Source organism: Pantoea sp. (assembly GCF_032114055.1).
GTDB lineage: Bacteria > Pseudomonadota > Gammaproteobacteria > Enterobacterales > Enterobacteriaceae > Pantoea.
On the sequence record NZ_DAMCTB010000009.1, the window covers coordinates 78447 to 102350 of the forward strand.

A 23904-nucleotide genomic window follows, 5' to 3' on the forward strand; every position below is an offset into this window, starting at 1 on the left:
CTGCGGGGTCTGCGCGGTACACTCAACATCACGATGGAAAAGAAGTGAGGATGGTCATGGCTGAGTTGCTGTTAGGCGTCAATATCGATCACATTGCCACGGTGCGAAACGCCCGTGGCACAAACTATCCTGATCCGGTGCAGGCGGCGTTTATCGCCGAGCAGGCGGGCGCGGATGGTATTACCGTTCACCTGCGCGAAGATCGTCGCCACATCACCGACCGCGACGTGCGTATCCTGCGTGACACCATTCAGACGCGCATGAATCTGGAGATGGCGGTCACCGACGAGATGATCGGCATCGCTTGTGACATCCGCCCCCATTTCTGCTGTCTGGTGCCGGAAAAGCGTCAGGAAGTGACGACCGAAGGCGGTCTGGATGTGGCCGGGCAGCAGGAGAAGATGAACGCGGCCGTGCGTCTGCTGAGTGACGCGGGGATTCTGGTGTCGCTGTTTATCGATGCCGATCATCGCCAGATTGAGGCGGCGGTGGCCAGCGGCGCGCCCTATATCGAGATTCACACCGGCGCCTACGCCGAAGCCCCAGAGGGACGGGCACGCGACGCCGAGCTGGCGCGTATCCGTCACGCCGCGACCTTTGCCGCCAGCCTGGGGCTGAAGGTGAATGCCGGTCACGGTCTGACCTACCACAACGTGCTGCCAATTGCGGCGCTGCCGGAAATGCACGAACTGAACATCGGCCATGCCATCATCGGCCGTGCCGTGATGAGTGGCCTGCCGGATGCCGTCAGAGAGATGAAACAGCTACTGCGTGAAGCGCGTCGCTGATGGCTATTCTGGGACTGGGCACCGACATCGTTGAGATTGAACGCATCGCCGGGGTGATTGAACGCACAGGTGACAGGCTGGCGCGTCGGGTCCTGAGCGAAGCGGAATGGCAGCAGTATCAGGCCCATCATCAGCCGGTGCGCTTTCTCGCCAAGCGGTTTGCGGTCAAAGAGGCAGCGGCTAAAGCCTTTGGTACCGGCATTCGCGGCGGGCTGGCGTTTAATCAATTTGAAGTTTACAACGATGCGCTGGGCAAACCGGGATTACGTTTCTTCCAGCATGCGGCGGAAGTGGCGCAGAACCTGGGGGTGAACCGGGTTCACGTCACGCTGGCTGATGAGCGTCACTACGCCTGTGCCACGGTGATTATCGAAAGCTAGCCGTGCAGCAGCACAAACTTCTCCCACAGCGCATCGCGTGATTCGATGTGCTGTGGGTCAGTAATGATGGTGTTGTCGATAGGGCAGACCTGCTGACAGGTCGGCACCTCATAGTGACCAACGCATTCGGTACAGCGGCTGGCATCGATCTCATAGATCGCATCACCCAGCGAAATGGCCTGGTTCGGGCACTCCGGTTCACACATATCGCAGTTAATGCATCGGGATGTAATCAACAGCGCCATTTTCCCCACCTGATAACAACAGAAAAAGCGCGGGTATTATACGTACTGCTGATGATCAGACCAGCTTTTTCACCAGCGCCTCGCTGTGACGGATATGGCTGGAGGCGCGTTCCGGGTCGTTCTGCACCAGCGCCATAAACAGCAGATCGGTCAGGGCCAGCTGCGCCGTGGTAGAGGAAATTGCTGCGCTGCGCGTGCTCTGCTCTTCAGCCACCGTATAGAGACAGTAACTGGCGCTCTGCTGTAGCGAGTTGGGGGTGAAGCCGGTAAAGGCTACCACATCGGCTCCCACCTGCACGGCTTCCTGCGCCGCCAGATTGATCTCGCGTCGCTCGCCGGTGTAGGAGATAGCGAGCAGTACATCGCCAGGCCCCATCGCCTGAACGCTGGCCAGCAGCGCGTGCATGTCCTGCTCGGCGACCGCATTAATGCCAATTTTCATCAGCTTCCAGGAAAAATCTTTTGCCACCAGCCCTGAGGCGCCGATGCCCACCAGCAGAATACGCCGGGCATTTTTCAGCAGCTGTAGCACGTCATTAAGCTTCTCTTCACTGTTGATATCCAGCGTGGCGCGGATCGCCGAAAGCTTTTCGGTCAGCAACTTTTCACCCACCATCTTGAGCGGGTCGTCGCTGAGAATATGGTTATGCACGGTAATGGCATCCTTGTCCGCCAGCGACTCACTCAGGGCCAGCTTCAACGCCGGAAAACCTTTGTAACCCAGCTTCTGGGCAAATTTGACGACACTCGACTGACTGACGCCAGCCTCTTCCGCCAGCTTCTGTGAGCTCAGATGGCGCGCCCGATCGGGTTGTGACAGTAAAAAATCCGCCAGCCGACGCTCGTTCAGGGCCAGACGTGGATAAAGCTGGCGAATGCGCAGCAGTGAACTCATGCCCAATCCTCATCATTCAGAAATAATCGGAGAAGAATAAACTATTCATCAGGCATTGTAGTCATCGGAATTAAAAATGACACGCATCGCCGAGCCGCCTGATGATGGCTACACTACTCTTTATCATCCCGGAATCTGTCTGAAGGAGAGTTGTTTGACCAGGGGAACACATCGTCGCATCGTATTTTTTGACCTGGATGGCACACTGCACCAGCAGGACATGTTTGGCACTTTTATGCGCTATCTGCTGCGTCGCCGCCCGCTTAACCTGCTGCTGGTTGTGCCACTGCTGCCGGTGGTCGGGATCGGTTTACTGCTAAAGGGGCGGGCCGCCCGCTGGCCCATGAGCCTGTTGCTCTGGTCGATTACCTTCGGCCGATCAGAACAGACCCTGCTGCAGCTGGAAGCGGAATTTGCACAGTGGTTCCGCCTGCGCGTCAGAGCCTTTCCGGTGGTGCAGCAGCGCCTGACCGACTATCTGGGCAGTGATGATGCGGATGTCTGGCTGATCACCGGATCGCCGCAGTCGCTGGTGGAGCAGGTCTATTACGACTCGGCGTTTCTGCCGCGGGTAAAACTGATCGCCAGCCAGATGCAGCGCGGCTGGGGCGGCCGGGTGCTGTCGATGCGCTGCCTGGGCCATGAAAAGGTGGCGCAGCTCGAGGAGAAAATCGGCACGCCATTGCAGCTTTATAGCGGCTACAGCGACAGCAAGCAGGACAACCCATTACTGTTTTTCTGTCAGCATCGCTGGCGCGTGACGCCTGCGGGTGAGCTGCAACAGCTGGAATAAGTTTCGACACGCAGGAGGAGATCGCTATAATGCGCCGCTTTTCAGTCGCCCGGAGTGGTCTGCATGAAACAACAAGATGAATACTGGATGCGCCATGCGCTTGAGCTGGCGCGTCGTGCCTGGGCGCAGGGCGAGGTGCCGGTCGGTGCCGTGCTGGTGCAGAACGATCGGGTGATTGGTGAAGGGTGGAACCGCCCCATCGGCCAGCACGATCCCACGGCGCATGCGGAGATCATGGCGCTGCGGCAGGGCGGCAAGGTGCTGGAGAATTACCGTCTGCTGGATACCACGCTCTACGTCACGCTGGAGCCGTGCGTGATGTGCGCCGGTGCGATGGTACACAGCCGCATTACCCGGCTGGTTTATGGGGCCCACGATATTAAAAGCGGGGCAGCGGGGTCGCTGCTGGATGTGCTCGGCCATCCGGGCATGAACCATCAGGTTGAACTGCACAGCGGCGTGCTGGCGGAAGAGTGTGCAGCGATGCTGAGCGACTTTTTCCGTATGCGTCGCGAACAGAAAAAAGCGCTGCGTCAGGCGCAGCGTCAGGGTTAGTTCATGGCAATCGTTGGTTCGACCGCCGGATAACCTTTAGCCAGCTCTGCCTGCGCCTCCGCCTGCCGTGCCAGGCGCTTCTCCTGCTCCTGCAGATAGCCCACCAGGCTTATCTGATATTTGCGGATATTCTCCACATAGTTATAGGCTTCATGTCCACGCGCATAACCGTATGTCGTCTGCGCGTAGTAACGCTTCTGGCTCAGCATCGGCAGACGCAGCTTCACATCCGCCCAGCTATCGGGGTTACCGCCCTGGCGGGCCGTCAGCTTGCGCACATCCAGCAGATGGGCATAGCCCATGTTATAGGCCGCCAGCGCAAACCAGATGCGCTCATCCTCCGGGATGGTCTGCGGCACCTTCAGCATCATATCCTGCAGGTACTGGCTGCCGCCGCGAATGCTCTGTTCCGGATCGGTCCGGTCGCCCACATCCAGACTGTCGGCGGTATTGCGGGTCAGCATCATCATGCCGCGCACGCCGGTAGGCGAGGTGGCCTGCGGATTCCAGTGCGACTCCTGGTAGGCGATCGCCGCCAGCAGCCGCCAGTCGATGCTGGTGGCATACTTCTCAAACAGCGGTCTGATGTCGGGCAGCGTATTGTCGATGGCGCGCAGGAAGGTGCGGGTATCGACATAATCAAAGGTGCCGACATGGCCGAGATATTTCTCCTCCAGCCGCGCCATCGCCCCTTCCTCGCCCATACCATTAAAGAAGTCGAGCATCGCGGCATTCAGGCTGTCATCATCGCTGTGCCGTACATACCAGGTCACCGGCTCTTCATCGGTCACGTCGAACGCTACCGCCAGCTGCGGATAGATGCGCTGCAGCAGGGCGATTGTCACAGAATCGCCAATCGTGTAGTCGAGTTTGCCATCTGCCACCGCTTCCAGCAGGGCTTTAGGACTCTGATCGGTGGCGATTGCCCAGTCCAGATCGGGGAACTGACTGGAGCGCGCGCTCTTCAGCGTGGAGAGATAGGCCGAACCGGAGGCGACCGTCAGCCGCCCCTTTAAATCACCGAGGTTTTTAGGCCGTGGCTTATCCACACGATAGACCAGCTGCTGCGAAACATTGTAGTAACCCGGCCCGGTCTGATAACGGGTCAGGCGCTCGCGGTTGTAGTTCAGGCCCGCAGCCAGCACGTCAGCTTTGCCATCATCCAGATCGTCAAACAGGTCGCTCAGGTTGGGACGAACCGTCACCTTAAGTTTCACGCCCAGATAATCGGCGAAGCGTTTTGCCAGCTCATAATCCATACCGGCCGGAGAGTGGTTCACTGTGTAGTAAGTTAAGGGGGAATTGATGGTACTGACACGCAGCACTCCCCGTGATTTGATCTGTGAAATCGCGTCCTGACCGCCCCCATACCAGGGGACGGATGGCCACAGCGCCAACGCGAGCAGCACGGCAACCAGACCGATAAACAGATAGTTAAATTTTAGGCGTTTCAAATAGTTATCTCTCGCTGGCTCTAAGGCCTCTGTCTTTTAAAGGCAGTATTTATCTTCTTTGAACTCCCAGAGCGAGGGGCATTCTGCGCAACAAAATGACGCTGAGCAACTTTTATAGCAGCTTTTGTGCAAAATTCAGGCAAATCCGGGTAGCCAAAAATTCTGCGCAAACGGTTTCGTCGCGAGGTCGCTTTCTCTATAATACGCCCCGTTTTCCCTGTTGCGCCCAATTTGCGTCCCCCGGCGCCCTGACGAGAGACTTATTAATGGAAATTCTGCGTGGTTCGCCCGCCCTGTCGGCATTTCGTGTAAACAAACTGCTGACCCGCTTTCAGGACGCTCATCTGCCGGTGAGTGATATTTACGCTGAGTACATCCATTTTGCTGATGTCAGCACGCCCTTAAGCGCCGACGAACAGAGCCGTCTGCAGCGCCTGCTGAAATATGGTCCCTCGCTGGCTGAACATGCCCCACAGGGGCGTCTGCTGCTGGTCACGCCACGTCCCGGCACCATTTCCCCCTGGTCCTCCAAAGCTACCGATATAGCCCACAACTGCGGACTGCCGCAGGTGCGTCGTCTGGAGCGCGGCCTGGCCTTTTATGTGCAGGCACCGCAGCTGACGGAAGCGCAGTGGCAGACGCTGGGTACGCTGCTGCACGATCGGATGATGGAAACGGTCTTCAGCGATCTGGCACAGGCTGAGCAGCTCTTCGCGCACCATGCGCCGCAGCCGGTGAAAAGTGTGGATCTGCTGGGCGAGGGCCGTGAGGCGCTGGTCCAGGCAAACACCACCCTGGGGCTGGCGCTGGCGGACGATGAAATCGACTACTTGGTGGCGGCGTTTACTGCCCTGGGCCGCAATCCGAACGACATCGAACTCTATATGTTTGCTCAGGCGAACTCGGAGCACTGCCGTCACAAGATCTTCAACGCCGACTGGGTGATTGACGGCGAGAAGCAGCCGAAGTCGCTGTTTAAGATGATCAAGAATACGATGGAGCAGACGCCGGACTACGTGCTCTCTGCCTATAAAGATAACGCCGCTGTCATGGAAGGCTCAGAGGTGGGCCGCTTCTTTGCAGACGCCGGAGAAGATGCGTATCGCTGGCATCAGGAAGCCGCACACATTCTGATGAAAGTTGAAACGCACAACCACCCCACGGCGATCTCGCCATGGCCAGGTGCGGCGACCGGTTCCGGTGGTGAAATCCGTGACGAGGGCGCTACCGGACGCGGCTCCAAGCCAAAAGCGGGCCTGGTGGGCTTCTCGGTTTCAGACCTGCGCATCCCGGGCTTCGAACAGCCGTGGGAAGAGAACTTCGGCAAACCGGACCGTATCGTCAGCGCGCTGGAGATCATGACCGAAGGCCCGCTGGGTGGCGCGGCGTTTAACAACGAGTTTGGTCGTCCTGCCCTGAACGGGTACTTCCGTACTTATGAAGAGCAGGTGACCAGCCACAACGGTACTGAACTGCGCGGCTATCACAAGCCGATTATGCTGGCGGGCGGCATCGGTAACATCCGTGCCGACCACGTGCAGAAAGGCGAAATTTCCGTAGGCGCGAAGCTGGTGGTGCTGGGCGGTCCGGCTATGAATATCGGTCTGGGCGGCGGCGCGGCCTCATCAATGGCCTCAGGTCAGTCGGATGCCGATCTCGACTTCGCCTCGGTTCAGCGTGACAACCCGGAGATGGAACGCCGCTGTCAGGAAGTGATTGACCGCTGCTGGCAGCTGGGCGACAAAAACCCGATTCTGTTTATTCACGACGTGGGCGCTGGCGGTCTCTCCAACGCCATGCCGGAGCTGGTCAGCGACGGTGGCCGTGGCGGCCGCTTCAACCTGCGCGACATTCTGAGCGATGAGCCTGGTATGAGCCCGCTGGAAGTGTGGTGCAACGAATCGCAGGAACGTTATGTGATGGCCGTGGCGCCCGACCAGCTGGCGCAGTTTGAGGCGATCTGCCAGCGCGAGCGCGCGCCGTTCGCGGTCATCGGTGAAGCGACCGAAGAGCTGCATCTGAGCCTGGAAGACAGTCACTTCGGCAATAAGCCGATCGATATGCCGCTTGATGTTCTGCTGGGCAAAACGCCGAAGATGACGCGGGATGTGGTCAGCCAGCAGGTTCAGGGCATCGCCCTGCAGCGTGAGGGGATTACGCTGGTCGATGCGGTGAACCGCGTTCTGCATCTGCCCGCTGTGGCAGAGAAAACGTTCCTGATCACCATCGGTGACCGCAGCGTGACCGGCATGGTCGCGCGTGACCAGATGGTCGGTCCGTGGCAGATCCCGGTGGCGAACTGCGCGGTTACCACCGCCAGCCTCGACAGCTATCACGGCGAAGCTTTCGCGCTGGGCGAACGATCGCCGGTGGCGCTGCTGGACTTTGCGGCATCGGGACGTCTGGCGGTCGGTGAAGCTCTGACAAACCTGGCGGCTACCCAGATTGGTTCACTGAAGCGCGTGAAGCTTTCGGCCAACTGGATGTCCGCAGCCGGTCATCCGGGTGAAGATGCCGGGTTATATGCGGCGGTGAAAGCGGTCGGCGAAGAGCTTTGCCCGGCGCTTGGGATCACCATCCCGGTTGGCAAAGATTCGATGTCGATGAAAACCCGCTGGCAGGAAGGCACCGAGCAGCGTGAGATGACCTCGCCGCTGTCGCTGGTGATCACCGCCTTTGCACGTGTCGAAGATGTCCGTCGCACGGTGACGCCACAGCTGCAGGCCGATCAGGATAACCTGCTGCTGCTGATCGACCTTGGCAACGGGGCGAACACGCTGGGCGCCACCGCGCTGTCGCAGGTCTATCGTCAGCTCGGCGACAAGCCGGCCGACGTGCGTGATGCCACGCAGCTCGCCGGCTTCTTCAATGCGATTCAGGCGCTGGTGGCTGAGCAGAAACTGCTGGCCTATCACGACCGTTCCGACGGCGGTCTGCTGGTGACGCTGGCGGAGATGGCCTTTGCGGGTCACTGCGGCGTCGACGTGGATATTGCCTCGCTGGGCAGCGACGCCCTGTCCGTGCTGTTCACCGAAGAGCTGGGTGCGGTGATCCAGATCAACGCCGCCGATCGCGCGGCGGTTGAGCAGATTCTGGCAGATCACGGTCTGGCGGCCTGCACGCATCTGCTGGGCAGCGCACAGCCGGGCGATCGCTTCGTGATCCGCGCCGGAGAAAGCGCGGTCTACAGCGAAAGCCGTACCACGCTGCGCACCTGGTGGGCCGAAACCACCTGGCAGATGCAGCGCCTGCGCGACAACCCGGCGTGTGCCGATCAGGAGCACGACGCGAAGAAAAACGACAGCGATCCTGGCCTGAACGTTCATCTGACCTTTAATCCGCAGGAAGATGTGGCGGCACCGATGATCGCCACCGGCGCACGGCCAAAAGTGGCGGTGCTGCGTGAGCAGGGCGTAAACTCCCATGTGGAGATGGCGGCCGCCTTTGACCGGGCCGGTTTCACCGCGATTGACGTTCACATGAGCGATCTGCTGGCCGGACGCCGCGATCTGGATGGATTCCAGGCTCTGGTCGCCTGCGGCGGCTTCTCCTACGGCGACGTGCTGGGAGCCGGTGAAGGCTGGGCGAAATCGATTCTGTTTAACCCGCGCGTGCGTGACACGTTCGAAACCTTCTTCCACCGCCCGCAGACTCTGGCGCTGGGCGTCTGTAACGGCTGCCAGATGATGTCAAATCTGCGCGAGCTGATTCCAGGCAGCGACCTCTGGCCGCGCTTCGTCCGCAACCAGTCAGAGCGGTTTGAAGCGCGCTTCAGCCTGGTCGAAGTGGCCGCCAGTCCGTCGCTGCTGCTGGATGGCATGGCCGGTTCACAGATGCCGATCGCCGTTTCGCACGGGGAAGGCTTTGTGGAGGTTCGCGACGCTGCGCATCTGGCGGCGCTGGAGTCGAAAGGGTTGGTGGCCCTGCGCTTTGTCGATAACTTCGGCAAGGTTACAGAAACCTATCCGGCTAACCCGAATGGCTCACCGAACGGCATCACCGCCGTGACCAACGAAAGTGGTCGCGTCACTATCATGATGCCGCATCCGGAGCGCGTATTCCGTACCGTCAGCAACTCCTGGCATCCGGCAGAGTGGGGCGAGGATGGCCCATGGATGCGCATCTTCCGTAATGCGCGCAGACAGCTGGGTTAATATTCACCGCTGAAAAAAACAGGAGGCCAGTATGCCTCCTGTTTTTTTGTGATGCTGTTGGCATACAGCGACAGCAGGTACGGACCACTGTCGCTGTATAGCGACATCTATCTCTTTGATTTTCAATATAAGCAATTGTGTCGGGAATTTATGTCGTCTGGAGGAGACAGATTGGACGACTGCCATCAGAATTTTCGCAACGCCTGCGCCTCATGTCGGTTCAATCTGCTGAAAAATATAATGATTTATTTTCTGGCACGGAAGTTGCTATAATTCTGTCACTGCTCATTCACCTGTTTATGATTGCCCCGCATAGCGGAAAAGAGCTCATAAAGCCCGAATGACGCACCAAACGGAGCCTGCCGTCCACCTGACCGATAATCGCTTGCGTTATCAACCACCGGACGTCACGTTGAGTAAGGCTCCACCCATTTTTACGCGATGCCTCACGCGTCGTGTCTGCGGCAGGCCACTGAGCCTGCCGTTTTCTTTTCTTTCCCTTTCTTCCGCCGACAGAGTCCGCTAGCATCCAGACAGCAAATTTCTGAGGAAACGGCTGCGTGAAAAAATGGCGTTTATTTCCCCGATCGCTGCGTCAGCTGGTGCTGATGGCGTTTGTGCTGGTCCTGCTGCCGTTGCTGGTGCTGGCCTGGCAGGCGTGGGAGAGTCTCTCTGCGTTAAGCGAACAGGCTGCGGACACCAACCGCAACACTTTCACCGACGTGCGCAGAAGTGAGGCGATGGCACGAACGGCTGTTGAGCTGGAGCGCAGCTATCGCCAGTATTGCGTGCTGGATGATGCCTCGCTGGCACGCCTCTACCAGACTCAGCATACCCGCTACAGTCAGATGCTGAATTCACACAGCGCCAGCCTGCCTGAGCTGCCGGTGTTCCGGATTCTGCAGGCAACCCTGCCGCTGCTGACGCCGCTGCAATGTGATAACGGCAACCCGGTTCCGCGCGCCGCAGAGGCGCTTGATCGCTTCTCCGCCACTAACGCGCAGATGGTGCAGGATACGCGCGAGGTGGTCTTTTCACGCGGCCTGCAACTGCAGCGCGAAATTGCCGATCGCGGCCAGTTCTTCGGCTGGCAGGCGCTGATTCTGTTTATCATCAGCCTGGCGCTGATGCTGCTGTTTACCGGCATGATCATCGGCCCGGTCAAGCGCATCGAACGGATGATCAACCGGCTGGGAGAAGGCCGGGAGCTGGGCAGCAGCGTGAAATTCCGCGGCCCGCGTGAGCTGCGCTCGCTGGGGCAGCGCATCGTCTGGCTCAGTGAACGGCTGCAGTGGCTGGAATCACAACGCCACGAGTTTCTGCGCCATCTTTCTCACGAGCTGAAAACGCCACTGGCCAGCCTGCGCGAAGGCACCGAGCTACTGGCGGATGAGGTCGCCGGAACGCTCAACGCCGATCAGAAAGAGGTGGTGACGATCCTCGACAGCAGCAGCCGCCATCTGCAGCGATTGATTGAGCAGCTGCTGGATTACAACCGCAAGCTGGCGGATGGCCCGATTCAGCTGGAACCGGTCAGCGTGACGGAGATTGTAGAGAGTGTGGTAAACGCCCACGCGCTCTCGGCGCGCGCCAAGCTGATGCAGACGGCGGTCGATCTGCGGGTCGGCCACTGTCTTGCCGAACCGCTGTTACTGATGCGGGTCATCGATAACCTCTATTCGAACGCCGTGAACTACGGCAGGGAATCCGGTACCATCTGGCTGCGCAGTCAGCAGCAGGGTGAACGGATATGGATTGAGGTCGCGAACAGCGGCACGCCCATCCCGCCGGAAGAGCAGGCGATGATTTTCGAACCTTTCTTCCAGGGCAGCCAGCAGCGCAAAGGGCCGGTAAAAGGCAGCGGGCTGGGACTGAGTATTGCCAAAGATTGCCTGCGCCGGATGCACGGCGACCTGACGCTGGTCCCCTGCGGGCAGGCTGACGTCTGTTTTCGAATTGAACTGAACACCACAGCCGGGAATGTCTGACCGATGAAATATTTACCCGCTTTGCTGCTGAGCACGCTAATGCTCTGCGGCTGTACCGCCTCCCCGGCCACCTCCTCTCTGCCGTCAGGCCATCAGGTGGCGGAACCCGAGGTCAGCGTGGCTGATTATCTGGCGATCCGCTGCAGCGACCTGTGGCCGGTGGAGAAGGGCGAGGCGCTGGACAACCCGCTGTACTGGATGCGGGCGATCGACTGCGCGGAGCATCTTTCTCCCGCTGAAGCCCGGGCAGAAGCCCACCGCTGGCCGGCAGAGAGCTGGTCGCGTGCCTTTAAGCAGGGCGTACTGATGTCCAACGGCAACGTCACGCCCGTCGAGCGTCGTCGCTATGTGGAAACCCTGGATCGCTACAGCAGCGACTTTCCGTCCTCTTTGCGCCCGTTAATTCAGCTCTGGCGCAGCAACCAGACGGCGCAGCTCGATCTCAGCGAAGCGCGCACCCGTTATGCGCATCTGCAGCAGACCAGCGATGCTCAGCTGGAGGCGACACGCCAGCAGATGGTGAAGCAGCAACAGCAACTCAGCGACACGCAGCATAAGCTGGAGCGGCTGACCGACATTGAGCGTCAGCTCTCTTCTCGTAAAGCGCCGGATGTTTCTGACAATGGTCACGGCACTGCGTTACCGCAGGATGAGGAACAGTAATGGTCAGACAGGCGGCAAAACTGCTATTGGTGGATGACGATCCCAGCCTGCTGAAGCTGCTGGGGATGCGTCTGCGCAGCGAAGGTTATCAGGTCACCACGGCGGCCAGCGGACCCGAAGCGTTACGTCTGCTGCAGAAAGAGAAAATCGAACTGGTGATCAGCGATCTGCGGATGGATGAAATGGATGGTCTGGCGCTGTTTGGTGAGATCCAGAAACGCCACACCGGTCTGCCGGTGATTATTCTGACCGCGCACGGCTCCATCCCGGACGCCGTTTCGGCCACCCAGCAGGGCGTGTTCAGCTTCCTGACTAAACCGGTGGATCGGGATGCGCTCTATAAGGCAATTGATGAGGCGCTGGCACAGCAGGCACCGGTCAGTGACGACCGCTGGCGGGAGGCGATCGTCACCCGCAGCCCGCTGATGCTGCGGCTGCTTGAGCAGGCACACATGGTGGCACAGTCAGACGTCAGCGTGCTGATCAACGGGCAGAGCGGCACCGGTAAAGAGATCCTGGCCCAGGCGATTCACGCCGCCAGTCCGCGCAACGGCAAACCCTTCGTGGCGATCAACTGCGGCGCACTGCCGGAGCAGTTGCTGGAGTCCGAGCTGTTCGGACACGCGAAAGGGGCTTTCACCGGGGCGGTCAGCGCCCGTGACGGCCTGTTTAAAACCGCAGCCGGCGGCACGCTCTTTCTTGATGAAATCGGCGACATGCCTCAACCGCTGCAGGTCAAGCTGCTGCGGGTATTGCAGGAGCGCAAGGTCAGGCCGCTGGGCAGCGATCATGATATCGACATTGATGTGCGCATTATCTCCGCGACGCACCGCGATCTGCCAAAGGCGATGGAGAAAAAAGAGTTTCGCGAGGATCTCTTCTACCGCCTCAATGTGGTGAACCTGAAAATACCGGCGCTGCATCAGCGCACGGAGGATATACCCCTGCTGGCGAACCATCTGCTGCGTCAGGCCGCCGAGCGCCATAAACCTCAGGTACGCAGTTTTTCGGTCGATGCGATGAAACGTCTGATGGCTGCCAGCTGGCCGGGCAACGTTCGCCAGCTGGTTAACGTGATTGAGCAGTGCGTCGCGCTCAGCTCATCACCGGTCATCAGTGATGCGCTGGTGGAACAGGCACTTAGCGGTGAAAACAGCGCCTTGCCGACGTTCGCCGAGGCGCGCAATCAGTTCGAGCTGAACTATCTGCGAAAACTGCTGCAGATGACCAAAGGTAACGTCACCAACGCCGCACGCCTGGCCGGACGCAACCGCACGGAGTTCTATAAACTGCTGTCCCGCCATGAACTGGATGCCAGCGATTTTAAAGAGTAGCCCGGGCAAATAGCGTGCGCGAGCGGGGTATGTCACGACGCGGATCGCATCGCGGCCCTCAGCGTAACCTGACAGCGCTTGCGGCCGCCCGAAGAATCCCGGATATTACCGCCCGACAGCGCCAGCAACATTTATACTTGATATACCCTCTGACCATAGAGGAAGTGAAAAAGGGTCTGACATGAAAAAGATTGATGCGATTATTAAACCATTCAAACTCGATGATGTTCGTGAAGCCTTAGCGGAAGTGGGCATCACCGGGATGACCGTGAGCGAAGTGAAGGGCTTTGGCCGCCAGAAAGGGCATACCGAGCTGTATCGCGGCGCAGAATATATGGTCGACTTTTTACCGAAAGTGAAAATCGAGATGGTGGTGGGCGACGATATCGTTGATACCTGCGTCGAGACCATTATGCGCACCGCGCAGACCGGCAAAATCGGTGACGGCAAGATCTTTGTCTTCGACGTGGCGCGCGTCGTACGTATCCGTACCGGCGAAGAGGATGAAGAGGCGATCTGATTCACGCTTCAGCTGAAAAAAAGCCCGCTTAGCGGGCTTTTTTTATGGCGCTGTCACATCCCTTTGTGCGGGCCAAAGAGCTCATAATGGATACGCGTCGCTGCGACACCGGCATCACGCAGCTGCGCCACCACATGCTGCATAAAGGGCAGCGGGCCACAGAGGTAAAAGTGCGTTTCGGGTGAGGCGAGCCGCGCAGAGAGCTGGCTGATATCCATCACGCCCTGCGCATCATAGCGACCAATATCCTCCGCCGTGGGATGGCGATACCAGACCCGGCTGACGAAATCGCTGAGCAGGGCGCCCGTGTCGCGCACCTCTCTGGCAAAGGCGTGCTGTCTGCCATTCTCTGCCGCATGCAGCCAGCTGACAGGCGCCGGATGATGAGCGGCCGCCAGCGCATGCAGCATCGCCAGCATCGGCGTCTGCCCGACGCCCGCGGAGATCAGCGCCACCGGGGTGAGCGGCTCTATATCCAGGAAGAAGTCGCCGTGCGGCGCGGCCAGCTGCAGCACATCGCCCACTCTGCCATGCTCATGCAGCCAGCCGGAGACCGTACCCTGCGCCTCACGTTTTACCGCGATACGATAATGCTGGCCGTTGCTGCGGTGCGTCAGCGAATACTGACGAATCTGGTGATGTTCGAAGCTGGCGGGCTGCAGATGCACCGTCAGATACTGACCCGGTTTAAAGGCGGCAACCGGGCCGCCACCGACTGGCGTAAAGGTAAAGCTCTTGATCGCCTCGCTCTGCGGCTCGATGGCGCTGATGCGAAAGGCGCGGGTGCCGCGCCAGCCACCGGTCTGCTGCTCCGTCGCCTGATAGATCTCCTCTTCCCGCCGGATAAACACATCCGCCAGCACGTTATAGGCCCGCCCCCATGCCGCCAGCACCTCATCGCCTGGATTCAGCAGCTCCTGAATGGTCGCCAGCAGGTTTTCGCCAACGATAGCGTACTGCTCAGGCTGAATATTCAGGCTGGTGTGTTTCTGGGCGATCTTCTCCACCGCAGGCAGCAGCACAGCCAGATTCTCCAGATTAGCACCGTAGGCGCAGATCGCATTGAACAGCGCCTCACGCTGATCACCGTTGCGCTGGTTGTTCATGTTAAAGACATTTTTGAGTTCCGGATGGCGCGATAGCATGCGGTCATAGAAGTGTGCGGTCAGCGCCGGGCCACAGGCGGCAATGGCAGGCAGGGTCGATTTAACGGTGGCGATAGTCTGGGCATCAAGCATAAGAACGAACCTCACTGTAAAGATGTATTTTAAATGCATCTTATGGCTACTCTGCTCATCCTGTAAATACGCAGTTCGTTTTTTGCGTCATCGGCGTGGCAACTTTTATGTGCATAGTGTGAAACGGCGGGTTCCGGTGGCAGGCAAACGCCGCAGAGCGGATGAGGCAAAAAGTGTAAAAAAGCGATGCCATCTGCCAGCCAATCGTTTGCGTAAAAAGAGGCGGTTCACCCTACCTTCACCTGTTAAAACGGTTTACACTGTGGGCCTTCGCCCCTGAGAGGGGGTAAATACCGTCAGAAAGTTAGCTGAGTCAGGAGATCCGGATGTTAAAGCGTGATATGAACATTGCCGATTACGATGCCGAGTTGTGGCAGGCAATGGAGCAGGAGACAGTGCGTCAGGAAGAGCACATTGAACTGATTGCTTCTGAAAACTACACCAGCCCGCGTGTTATGCAGGCACAGGGTTCTCAGCTCACCAACAAATACGCTGAAGGTTATCCAGGCAAACGCTACTACGGCGGTTGTGAATACGTTGATATCGTTGAGCAACTGGCTATCGACCGCGCGAAAGCGCTGTTTGGTGCCGATTACGCTAACGTGCAGCCACACTCCGGTTCCCAGGCTAACTTCGCGGTTTACACGGCGCTGCTGCAGCCGGGCGATACCATCCTCGGCATGAACCTGGCGCACGGCGGACACCTGACCCACGGCTCACCGGTTAACCTGTCAGGCAAACTCTATAACGTCGTGGCTTACGGCATCGATGAAGCCGGTAAGATTGACTACGACGAGCTGGCGGAACTGGCGAAAACCCATAAGCCAAAAATGATCGTCGGTGGCTTCTCGGCCTATTCCGGCGTCTGCGACTGGGCGAAAATGCGCGAGATCGCGGACAGCGTCGGTGCATGGCTGTTCGTCGATATGGCACACGTTGCCGGTCTGGTGGCTGCTGAGGTCTACCCAAGCCCGATCCCACATGCGCATATCGTCACCTCTACGACGCACAAAACCCTGGCGGGTCCGCGTGGCGGCATCATCCTGGCGAAAAACGGCGACGAAGATTTCTACAAGAAACTGAACTCGGCGGTCTTCCCTGGCGGTCAGGGTGGTCCTCTGATGCACGTTATCGCCGGTAAAGCGGTTGCCTTCAAAGAGGCGATGGAGCCGGAATTCAAAACTTACCAGCAGCAGGTGGCAAAAAACGCCAAAGCGATGGTCGAGGTTCTGATCGCGCGCGGCTACGACATCGTGTCTGGCGGAACGCACAACCATCTGTTCCTGATCGATTTGGTGAGCAAAAACCTGACCGGTAAAGAGGCGGATGCGGCGCTGGGCCGTGCCAACATCACCGTGAACAAAAACAGCGTGCCAAACGATCCGAAAAGCCCGTTTGTCACCTCCGGTATCCGTATCGGTACGCCGGCAGTGACCCGTCGTGGCTTCAAAGAAGCAGACGTGCGCGAGCTGGCGGGCTGGATCGCCGACGTGCTGGACAACATCAATGACGAAGCGACTATTGAGCGCACCAAACAGAAAGTGCTGGATATCTGCAGCCGTCTGCCGGTTTACGCGTAATCGCTAACCTGTTGTGAAACAGTATTAAAAGGATGGCCTCTGCCATCCTTTTTTATTGCCTGTCCCGCAGCGCTCTGCCAGAGTAGCGCCCACTTATGCTGCTATGCAGCACACCTGCTGGAGGGAATATGGCAATCGCGTCTGCCAGATGGCTCGGATTGGGCTACTTCACTTACTTCTTCTGTTACGGCATCTATCTGCCATTCTGGGGCGTGTGGCTAAAAGGCACCGGTCTGGATGCGGAAAAGATTGGCCTGCTGCTGGGCTGCGGCATGGTGGCGCGTTTTGTCGGCAGCCTGCTGATCGCCTCTCAGGTCCGTAATCCCGGCCGGCTGATCATCGCACTGCGTCTGCTGGCGCTGATGACCTGCCTGTTTGCTGCCGGTTTCTGGGCAGGGGAGCAGTGGATGTGGCTGCTGACCGTAATGATTGGTTTTAACCTCTTCTTCTCGCCGCTGGTGCCGCTCAGCGATGCACTGGCCGCGACCTGGACGCAGCAGATTGGTCTGGCGTACGGGCCGGTAAGACTATGGGGATCGCTGGCTTTTGTGGTCAGCTCGGCGTTAACCGGCGTGCTGGTCAGCGCTTACTCCTCACAGGCGATCCTGCTGCTGCTCTCCATTGGCGTCATTGCCATGCTGGGTGGCATGATGCTCACCCCCGCGACGCAGCCGCACGGCAGCGAACGGCAGAGCGCCGCGGGCGGCGGCTGGGCGGTATGGCGCGACCTGCTGCGGGAAAAGGCGGTCTGGCGATTCATGCTCTGCGTGACGCTGCTGCAGGGCGCGCATGCCGCCTATTACGGTTTCAGTGCGATCTGGTGGCAGGAGAGCGGCTATTCAGCCTCAATGGTGGGCTATCTCTGGTCGCTGGGCGTGGTAGCGGAAATAATTATTTTCGCCCTGAGCAACCGCCTGTTCCGCCGCTGGAGTGCGCGCGATCTGCTGCTGCTTTCAGGCATCTGTGCGCTGATCCGCTGGAGCCTGCTGGGTGCCAGCACCGCGCTGCCGCTGCTGATTGTGGCGCAGATCCTTCACTGCGGCAGCTTCACCGTCTGTCATCTGGCGGCGATGCGCTTTATCGCGGCGCGCCAGGGCGCGGAAGTGATCCGGCTGCAGTCGCTCTATTCGGCGCTGGCGATGGGCGGTGGGATTGCAATCATGACCATGATCTGCGGGGTGCTGTTCGCCCATCTGCAGGGGCATCTTTTCTGGGTAATGGCTCTGGTGGCGCTGCCTGCGCTGTTTCTGCGTCCGGGCTACGACTCCAGTAAATAACGAATACGCTGCTGATGGTGTAATGTCAGCGGCAGTTCAGCATGCACCAGCGGTGGCGAGAACAGCGGCAGTGAGGTCGGGTAAGGCGAAATGATAATGTCTACATCCCGCGGCGCACCCTCCCGCTGAAACAGTTTTACGTCCTGATAGGTAATATTGACGGGCAGCAGGGTAATTTCCCGGATCTGCTGCTCAACATCCTGTTCCAGTTCAGCATCGTCACCGGTCAGCAACAGCACCTGCTTTTCCTGTAAGGCACTGCCCTGCATCAGCCAGGCACCAAAAATAATGGTAACTAAGCCCACCTCTTCCTGAGAAAAGGTCACCTGATAGTGCTGCTCAAACCGCTGCAGCGCCTGCTGAGTGGTGCGCAACAGTCGGGGATAGAGGCGGTTGACATCCAGGGCCACGCTATTATCAATACCGATGCTGAAATGGGTGCGGTCCAGCGCCTGGGTCAGGTGAGGATAGAGCTGGTGCAGTAACTCGTCGCGATTGGCGAAAGTCATGCCGGCACACTGCTCAAAATCATCGATGAGCTGCTGAGTGGCCTGCATGAGTTGCTCTTCAGCGGAATGAGTAACGGTCTCCACGCCAGGCGTGTGGATCTGGCTGAACAGCAGCGTCCAGAAGTCCGTCTCACTGACGGGGGGCGCAGGATGGCAGCGTTTGCGCCAGTGATGAATCACATCCTCCGCGGCCTGCCGTTCAGCTTTATGCTGCAGCCACGCGCGCTGGGTTTCACTGAACAGCACCGGCTGACGCTGACACAGGCCATACTTCATGTAGATCTGCAAAAAAAGCCTATCGCGATCGCTGAATTCACGCTTCATGCGCAGGCTGCAGTGCTGAATCAGCGCCTGCAGATTGACCTCATCCCACAGCGCTTTTTCAATCTTCATCACTTTCAGACGCTGGCGCAGAGGCGCGGCAAACTGCTCGCAGACAAAATCCGGCGACAGACGCAGACTGCGTCGCAGGTTGTGCAGCAGACAAAGGCGTCGATCCAACTCTGTACCATGAAGGCGAAAGCTGCCGTCGACCATCTGGTGTAATTCCAGCTGGTGATATCGCTGTATCTCAAGGCCCACATCCGCGATATCCTGTCTTGCAACAGCAGGATCAACCCCATTCAGCTGGCAGACTTTTTCCAGTGTAAGCATGGGTGATGGCAGAAATAGCAGCAATAAAAGATGGCACTGACGCTGTGAACGGGTGAAGAGTGGTGCCAAAGGGGGAGCAGAACTCATCAATCAGATTTCCAGCAGGCTATTTTCAGCTAAGAATAGTCACCCCCGTCAGCAGTTGCGCGGTTTATGCGGTTTATTTACCGGAGGTTTAAGGCGGGTCACAAAATTTAGTTACCTGTGGATCCTTTTTATCGGAAACGTTACTTTATAACATTATGAAACGTGCGCTTTTACTCTTGCTGATGGCCGCCAGTCCGGCTTTACTGGCCCATCCTCATAGCTTCATTGATATGAAAACCGAACTGGTGGCGAAAGATGACACCTTTACCGGCCTGAAGATGATCTGGACAATGGATGAGATTACCTCTGCCGACCTGCTCTATGACGCGGGTGAGGCTAAACCTGGCAGCGTGGTGTGGAAAAAACTGGCGGCAGGTGTAATGGCTAATGTCCTGGGGCAGCACTACTTTTCGGAAATCTGGCACAACCAACAGCGGGTAAAGTTTTTGAATCTGCCAACGGAATACAACCTGTCGCGCAGCGGCCACAAGGCGGTGCTGGAGTTCATTCTGCCGCTGGCGGAACCGCCGACGCTGAGCGGACAACGCTTTGAGATTCTGACCTTCGATCCCACCTATTTTGTCGATATGTTCTATGACAATCCGGGCGCCCTGACGCTGCCGCCTGCGCTGCAGACGCGCTGCCGGTTTACTCTGAACACGCCAAAACCTGACGATTCGCTGAAGCAGTATGCGCTGTCACTGGATAAGGCGGACGCACCGGCTGAAGAGCTGGATCTGGGACGTCAGTTTGCGCAGACGGTGGTGCTGAAATGTCAGTAATTTCGCCGTCGCTACGGACTGCCCGGCGCTGGCCGCTCTGGATACTGTTGGCACTGTTTATCAGCAGTGCGGGGCTGGTCTGGCTCTACTGGTCACAGATTCTGCTGCAGAGCGTACTATGGCAGAAAGATCTGCACCGGCAGATGACCTGGCTGCTACAGCAGGTGGCGGAGCAGCCCCATCAGGCTGGCCTTTCGCTGGTCATCTTCAGTCTGCTCTATGGTGTGCTGCACGCGCTGGGGCCGGGCCACGGTAAAGTGGTGATTACCACCTTTCTGGCGACCCATCCGAGCCGCGTAAAAACCAGTATCAGACTCACGCTGCTCGCTTCCCTGCTGCAGGGCTCGGTGGCGATCGCTCTGGTGACGGTGATGCTGGTGCTGCTGAAAACCTCGTCGCGCCAGCTGCATCTCAGCAGTTTCTGGCTGGAGAAGGGCAGTTACCTGCTGGTGGCAGGCCTGGGGATAGTGATGGGGTATCGGGCGCTGCGTGCGCTGTGGCGGGCGTTACGTCCGCCAGCGGCACCGCCGTTTCGCGCGTTCCAGCCGCTGACGCCGCATTCCCCTCACCATCAGCACAGCGATCAGTGCGGATGCGGACATGCACACCTGCCGACACCGCAGCAGATGAGCGGAAATGTCAGTATGAAAACTCAGCTGCTGGTGGTGGTGTCGATGGGGCTGCGTCCCTGTTCCGGCGCGATTATGATGCTGCTGTTTGCCAAAGTGATCGGCGTCTATCTCTGGGGCGTTCTCTCTGCGGCGGTGATGGCGCTGGGCACGGCGCTGACGATTTCGGCCATTGGCCTGCTGGTTCAGCAGGCGCGCACGGTAGCGCAGCGACTGGCCCAATCACGCGGAGACGCCGGAAAGTACTCGCTGGTGATGCCGCTGCTGATGCTGACCGGCAGCATGATTTTAATCGTCGCCGGAGTGGCCTTATGGCAGGCCGCCCAAATGACGCCAGCCGGTGGCATTCGCCCTTTCTGACTTAAACGCAGCGGGAGTTAAATTCCCGCTGTCCACCTTTTCCCCGTTAATTATCTTTAAATTCACTTCGTTAATTTTTTCTCTCTCCGCTTTAGTGGAGAAAAAACTATTCCCTGTCTACGCTGTTAATACCAAAACGGCATTCCGCCGTCAGGATGATAAATGTTCAGAACTGCTTTTTGTCTATTGTGAGGAGTCTATTTCATGGCCGATACCCGTTTTAATAATGGCTATACCGAAACAGTGGCGACCGGGCCCGCTGGATTACCGTTGAAGCGTATTTCCTGGAGCGCTGTCTTCGCCGGTGTTATTTGCGCCTTAATCGTTCATATCATCCTGACGCTGCTGGGGACGGCTATTGGGGCTACTACTATTGATCCGATGAAAGAACAGAATCCCCTTGATGGCATCGGTACCGGCGCACTGGTCTGGACGGCCATTGAAATGCTGGTCGCGATGGCAGCAGGGAGTTATGTCGCAGGCCGGCTGGCTCAGCGTGAAGGCGCAATGCACGGCTTACTGATGTTTGGCGTTAGTACAATTTTCACTATTTACCTGGCCATTGCGCTGGCGACCAGTGTATTAGGCGGCGCCATGAATATTCTGGGTGCCGGTTTCCAGACGCTGGGAAATGGTATTTCCGCCGCCGCGCCATCAGTGACGCAAATGGCTAAAGAGAAGCTGCAGGAAAATAATATTAATCTGGACAGCCTGCAGAATGAACTGGAAACGACTTTACGTCAGACCGGTAAGCCGGAATTACAGCCAGAGAACCTGAAGCAGGATGCAAATAACGAAGCGCAGAACGCTGAGAACCAGGCAAGTAATACCGCGAATCATCCTGAGACAGCTGATACTGATCTGACTAACTGGTTAAAAGGCGTGATGGATCGTCACTCTGATACGCTGCAGGCTGCTGACCGTGATGCGCTGAAAAATATTATTAAAGCCCGTACCGGTAAAAGTGATGAGGAAGTGGACCAGATCGTAGCCAAAGCTGAGCAGAACTATCAGCAGGCTATGCAGAAATATCAGGAACTGAAACAGCAGGCAGAACAGAAAGCGCGTGAAGCCGGTGAGAAAGCCGCTGCCGCAACCGCTAAAGCGAGCTGGTATGCTCTGATTCTGCTGATTATCGAAGCCGTGCTGGCTGGTGTGATGGGGATGGTGGGCCGTCGGACTCAGCCTCGTCAGGTGCTGTCACACGAACGTCGTTAATCGGTTTCAACAGGCAATAAAAAAGGCGGCCAGCAGGCCGCCTTTTTTGTGTCTGAAACTTAGCGTTTTAATGCTTCGCTCAGCTCATCGCGCATACCCGACAGCATCGCTTTCACTACGCGCGGGTTACCTGCAACCAGGTTACCTGACAGCAGATAGCCGTGGTTTCCGGTGAAGTCAGTGACCAGACCGCCCGCTTCACGAACCAGCAGTTCACCCGCTGCAAAATCCCACGGCTTCAGGCCAATCTCAAAGTAGCCATCCACACGACCGGCCGCCACATAAGCCAGATCCAGCGCAGCAGAACCGGTGCGGCGGAAATCAGCGCACTGGGTAAAGAGCTTAGTGAGGATATTCATGTACGCAGGCGCATGCTGCTTCATTTTGAACGGGAAACCGGTCGCCAGAACGGTGCCATCCAGATCGCGGGCAATGCTGCCGCGCAGACGATAGCCGTTCAGCTGTGCGCCCTGACCACGTGAAGAGGTGAAGAGTTCATTACGCATCGGATCGTAAACCACCGCGACTTCAGTGCGGCCTTTGATGCGTACAGCGATAGAGACGGCAAAGTGGGGTAAACGTTTGATAAAGTTGGAGGTGCCATCCAGCGGATCGATAACCCATTGAACGTCCTGATCTTCACCCGCCAGTTCACCGCTTTCTTCAGTGATGATGGTGTGTTTTGGATAAGATTTACGAATAATTTCGATAATCAGGCGTTCTGCTTCGCGGTCAACATTGGTTACGAAGTCGTTGCTGCCTTTCTGGCTGGCTTCGACGGCGTCCGGGGTTTCATAATATTTGGCAATTAAATTTCCGGCCTTGCGCGCTGCGCGCACGGCAATGTTGAGCATTGGATGCATCGGTATCTCTCGCTGGATGTTAAAGAACGGGGAAAACGGCGCGGAGTATAGCAGTGTGTTCGGTAAATGTCCTGCTTTATGTTAGGATTCTCCCCACTGATTTTACTGACCCGTTTCTGAGTATCCCTAATCATGTTGCAAAATATCCGTATCGTGCTGGTCGAAACTTCTCATACCGGTAACATGGGTTCTGTGGCGCGCGCCATGAAAACCATGGGGTTAACCAACCTCTATCTGGTAAATCCGCTGGTCAGGCCTGACTCCCAGGCAATCTCCCTGGCGGCCGGGGCCAGCGATGTGATTGGCGAGGCAAAAATCGTCGACTCCCTGGATGAGGCCATCGCCGGTTGCAGTCTGGTGGTGGGCACCAGCGCGCGTTCCCGTTCGCTGCCCTGGCCGATGCTGGATGCACGCGAATGTGGCGTGAAAAGTGTGGAAGAGGGCCAGCAGGCACCGGTTGCGCTGGTCTTTGGTCGCGAACGTGTCGGCCTGACCAATGAAGAGCTGCAGAAGTGCCACTATCACGTCGCGATTCAGGCTAACCCGGAATACAGTTCGCTGAACCTGGCGATGGCGGTGCAGATTATTGCCTATGAAGTACGCATGGCCTGGCTGCAGTCGCAGGCGCAGGCGACTTCGCAGCCGAAGTATGACGAGTCGCCGTATCCGCTGGTCGATGACCTTGAACGCTTCTATCAGCATCTGGAACAGATGATGCTGAACAGCGGCTTTATACGTGAAGCCAATCCGGGCCAGGTGATGAGCAAACTGCGCCGTCTCTACACCCGCGCGCGTCCGGAACGTGACGAACTCAATATTCTGCGCGGGATGCTGTCGTCGTTTGAAAAGCCGAAAAGCGATAAAAACTAAGCAGATAATAGTTGAGTAAATTACCTGGTTAAATACCTGACTGATTTACCAGGTTAAATAGTTGACCA

Annotated in this window: 21 protein-coding genes; 15 read left to right on the forward strand and 6 right to left on the reverse strand. The window is 57.9% G+C overall.

The features are described from left to right. The first annotated feature begins 56 nt into the window (after positions 1 to 56). Both pdxJ and acpS read left to right on the forward strand, forming a co-directional pair. A complete protein-coding gene (gene pdxJ, locus RT657_RS15065; RefSeq protein ID WP_313655426.1) occupies positions 57 to 788 on the forward strand; it encodes a pyridoxine 5'-phosphate synthase in 732 nt (243 codons plus the stop codon). Then, complete coding sequence (acpS, locus tag RT657_RS15070; protein ID WP_313655427.1) at positions 788 to 1168, forward strand: holo-ACP synthase; 381 nt, start codon at positions 788 to 790, stop codon at positions 1166 to 1168. Before pdxJ ends, acpS begins: the two co-directional genes overlap by 1 nt. Here the strand turns inward: acpS and RT657_RS15075 are convergent. Both RT657_RS15075 and RT657_RS15080 read right to left on the reverse strand, forming a co-directional pair. After that, complete coding sequence (locus RT657_RS15075; RefSeq protein WP_313655428.1) at positions 1165 to 1413, reverse strand: YfhL family 4Fe-4S dicluster ferredoxin; 249 nt, start codon at positions 1411 to 1413, stop codon at positions 1165 to 1167. The genes acpS and RT657_RS15075 overlap by 4 nt on opposite strands. 55 nt (positions 1414 to 1468) lie before the next feature. Next, positions 1469 to 2308 carry a MurR/RpiR family transcriptional regulator gene (locus tag RT657_RS15080; protein ID WP_313655429.1) on the reverse strand — a complete coding sequence of 280 codons (840 nt, stop codon included), beginning with the start codon at positions 2306 to 2308 and terminating at the stop codon, positions 1469 to 1471. 154 nt (positions 2309 to 2462) lie between these two features. Here RT657_RS15080 and yfhb point away from each other — a divergent pair, with 154 nt between their 5' ends. Both yfhb and tadA read left to right on the forward strand, forming a co-directional pair. Beyond that, positions 2463 to 3101 (forward strand): phosphatidylglycerophosphatase C, encoded by a 639-nt coding sequence (gene yfhb / locus RT657_RS15085; protein WP_313655430.1) that lies wholly within the window; start codon positions 2463 to 2465, stop codon positions 3099 to 3101. 63 nt (positions 3102 to 3164) lie between these two features. Beyond that, positions 3165 to 3656, forward strand: a complete 492-nt coding sequence (gene tadA, locus RT657_RS15090) for a tRNA adenosine(34) deaminase TadA (RefSeq protein ID WP_313655431.1) — start codon at positions 3165 to 3167, stop codon at positions 3654 to 3656. Here tadA and mltF read toward each other — a convergent pair. Continuing rightward, positions 3653 to 5110 carry a membrane-bound lytic murein transglycosylase MltF gene (gene mltF, locus RT657_RS15095; RefSeq protein ID WP_313655432.1) on the reverse strand — a complete coding sequence of 486 codons (1458 nt, stop codon included), beginning with the start codon at positions 5108 to 5110 and terminating at the stop codon, positions 3653 to 3655. The genes tadA and mltF overlap by 4 nt on opposite strands. A 266-nt stretch (positions 5111 to 5376) precedes the next feature. On the opposite strand from mltF, the gene purL reads away from it, so the two are divergent. From purL to glnB, 5 genes are all read left to right on the forward strand, one after another. Further along, entirely contained in the window at positions 5377 to 9264 is a 3888-nt protein-coding gene (purL, locus tag RT657_RS15100; protein WP_313655434.1) for a phosphoribosylformylglycinamidine synthase, read from the forward strand. A gap of 560 nt (positions 9265 to 9824) precedes the next feature. Beyond that, complete coding sequence (locus RT657_RS15105) at positions 9825 to 11252, forward strand: HAMP domain-containing sensor histidine kinase (RefSeq protein ID WP_313655435.1); 1428 nt, start codon at positions 9825 to 9827, stop codon at positions 11250 to 11252. A 3-nt stretch (positions 11253 to 11255) separates the two neighbouring features. Next, a complete protein-coding gene (qseG, locus tag RT657_RS15110; protein ID WP_313655436.1) occupies positions 11256 to 11915 on the forward strand; it encodes a two-component system QseEF-associated lipoprotein QseG in 660 nt (219 codons plus the stop codon). Continuing rightward, positions 11915 to 13249 carry a two-component system response regulator GlrR gene (gene glrR / locus RT657_RS15115; protein WP_313655437.1) on the forward strand — a complete coding sequence of 445 codons (1335 nt, stop codon included), beginning with the start codon at positions 11915 to 11917 and terminating at the stop codon, positions 13247 to 13249. Before qseG ends, glrR begins: the two co-directional genes overlap by 1 nt. A 181-nt stretch (positions 13250 to 13430) precedes the next feature. Next, on the forward strand, positions 13431 to 13769 hold the full coding sequence (gene glnB / locus RT657_RS15120) for a nitrogen regulatory protein P-II (protein ID WP_003848647.1): 339 nt from the start codon (positions 13431 to 13433) through the stop codon (positions 13767 to 13769). A 53-nt stretch (positions 13770 to 13822) separates the two neighbouring features. On the opposite strand, the gene hmpA is transcribed toward glnB, so the two are convergent. Continuing rightward, the gene (gene hmpA, locus RT657_RS15125; protein WP_313655438.1) at positions 13823 to 15007 is read right to left on the reverse strand and encodes an NO-inducible flavohemoprotein; all 1185 of its coding nucleotides are present in this window, start codon (positions 15005 to 15007) and stop codon (positions 13823 to 13825) included. 326 nt (positions 15008 to 15333) lie between these two features. Between hmpA and glyA the strand changes: the two genes are divergently transcribed. Further along, positions 15334 to 16587 (forward strand): serine hydroxymethyltransferase, encoded by a 1254-nt coding sequence (gene glyA, locus RT657_RS15130; protein ID WP_128084409.1) that lies wholly within the window; start codon positions 15334 to 15336, stop codon positions 16585 to 16587. 128 nt (positions 16588 to 16715) lie between these two features. Further along, positions 16716 to 17864 carry a 3-phenylpropionate MFS transporter gene (locus RT657_RS15135; protein ID WP_313655439.1) on the forward strand — a complete coding sequence of 383 codons (1149 nt, stop codon included), beginning with the start codon at positions 16716 to 16718 and terminating at the stop codon, positions 17862 to 17864. On the opposite strand, the gene csiE is transcribed toward RT657_RS15135, so the two are convergent. Continuing rightward, on the reverse strand, positions 17846 to 19114 hold the full coding sequence (csiE, locus tag RT657_RS15140) for a stationary phase inducible protein CsiE (RefSeq protein WP_313655440.1): 1269 nt from the start codon (positions 19112 to 19114) through the stop codon (positions 17846 to 17848). The two genes, RT657_RS15135 and csiE, sit on opposite strands and share 19 nt — an antisense overlap. A 155-nt stretch (positions 19115 to 19269) precedes the next feature. On the opposite strand from csiE, the gene RT657_RS15145 reads away from it, so the two are divergent. The 3 genes from RT657_RS15145 (at position 19270) to RT657_RS15155 (ending at position 22103) form a co-directional block, all read left to right on the forward strand. Next, entirely contained in the window at positions 19270 to 19896 is a 627-nt protein-coding gene (locus RT657_RS15145; RefSeq protein WP_313655441.1) for a DUF1007 family protein, read from the forward strand. Then, complete coding sequence (locus tag RT657_RS15150; protein ID WP_313655442.1) at positions 19887 to 20885, forward strand: nickel/cobalt transporter; 999 nt, start codon at positions 19887 to 19889, stop codon at positions 20883 to 20885. The genes RT657_RS15145 and RT657_RS15150 overlap by 10 nt, the downstream gene beginning before the upstream one ends. A 204-nt stretch (positions 20886 to 21089) precedes the next feature. Beyond that, positions 21090 to 22103 (forward strand): TIGR04086 family membrane protein, encoded by a 1014-nt coding sequence (locus RT657_RS15155; protein ID WP_313655443.1) that lies wholly within the window; start codon positions 21090 to 21092, stop codon positions 22101 to 22103. Positions 22104 to 22162: 59 nt separating this feature from the next. On the opposite strand, the gene suhB is transcribed toward RT657_RS15155, so the two are convergent. Next, positions 22163 to 22966 carry an inositol-1-monophosphatase gene (suhB, locus tag RT657_RS15160; RefSeq protein ID WP_111139139.1) on the reverse strand — a complete coding sequence of 268 codons (804 nt, stop codon included), beginning with the start codon at positions 22964 to 22966 and terminating at the stop codon, positions 22163 to 22165. 132 nt (positions 22967 to 23098) lie between these two features. Between suhB and trmJ the strand changes: the two genes are divergently transcribed. Then, complete coding sequence (gene trmJ / locus RT657_RS15165) at positions 23099 to 23836, forward strand: tRNA (cytosine(32)/uridine(32)-2'-O)-methyltransferase TrmJ (RefSeq protein WP_313655444.1); 738 nt, start codon at positions 23099 to 23101, stop codon at positions 23834 to 23836. Positions 23837 to 23904: the final 68 nt, after the last annotated feature.

Bases quoted from the DNA above. Each gene is read 5' to 3' on its own strand.
- pdxJ (WP_313655426.1), top strand. From the start codon at position 57: ATGGCTGAGTTGCTGTTAGGCGTCAATATCGATCACATTGCCACGGTG.
- acpS (WP_313655427.1), top strand. From the start codon at position 788: ATGGCTATTCTGGGACTGGGCACCGACATCGTTGAGATTGAACGCATC.
- RT657_RS15075 (WP_313655428.1), bottom strand. From the start codon at position 1,413: ATGGCGCTGTTGATTACATCCCGATGCATTAACTGCGATATGTGTGAA.
- RT657_RS15080 (WP_313655429.1), bottom strand. From the start codon at position 2,308: ATGAGTTCACTGCTGCGCATTCGCCAGCTTTATCCACGTCTGGCCCTG.
- tadA (WP_313655431.1), top strand. From the start codon at position 3,165: ATGAAACAACAAGATGAATACTGGATGCGCCATGCGCTTGAGCTGGCG.
- purL (WP_313655434.1), top strand. From the start codon at position 5,377: ATGGAAATTCTGCGTGGTTCGCCCGCCCTGTCGGCATTTCGTGTAAAC.
- qseG (WP_313655436.1), top strand. From the start codon at position 11,256: ATGAAATATTTACCCGCTTTGCTGCTGAGCACGCTAATGCTCTGCGGC.
- glrR (WP_313655437.1), top strand. From the start codon at position 11,915: ATGGTCAGACAGGCGGCAAAACTGCTATTGGTGGATGACGATCCCAGC.
- glnB (WP_003848647.1), top strand. From the start codon at position 13,431: ATGAAAAAGATTGATGCGATTATTAAACCATTCAAACTCGATGATGTT.
- hmpA (WP_313655438.1), bottom strand. From the start codon at position 15,007: ATGCTTGATGCCCAGACTATCGCCACCGTTAAATCGACCCTGCCTGCC.
- glyA (WP_128084409.1), top strand. From the start codon at position 15,334: ATGTTAAAGCGTGATATGAACATTGCCGATTACGATGCCGAGTTGTGG.
- RT657_RS15135 (WP_313655439.1), top strand. From the start codon at position 16,716: ATGGCAATCGCGTCTGCCAGATGGCTCGGATTGGGCTACTTCACTTAC.
- csiE (WP_313655440.1), bottom strand. From the start codon at position 19,114: ATGAGTTCTGCTCCCCCTTTGGCACCACTCTTCACCCGTTCACAGCGT.
- RT657_RS15145 (WP_313655441.1), top strand. From the start codon at position 19,270: ATGAAACGTGCGCTTTTACTCTTGCTGATGGCCGCCAGTCCGGCTTTA.
- RT657_RS15150 (WP_313655442.1), top strand. From the start codon at position 19,887: ATGTCAGTAATTTCGCCGTCGCTACGGACTGCCCGGCGCTGGCCGCTC.
- RT657_RS15155 (WP_313655443.1), top strand. From the start codon at position 21,090: ATGGCCGATACCCGTTTTAATAATGGCTATACCGAAACAGTGGCGACC.
- suhB (WP_111139139.1), bottom strand. From the start codon at position 22,966: ATGCATCCAATGCTCAACATTGCCGTGCGCGCAGCGCGCAAGGCCGGA.
- trmJ (WP_313655444.1), top strand. From the start codon at position 23,099: ATGTTGCAAAATATCCGTATCGTGCTGGTCGAAACTTCTCATACCGGT.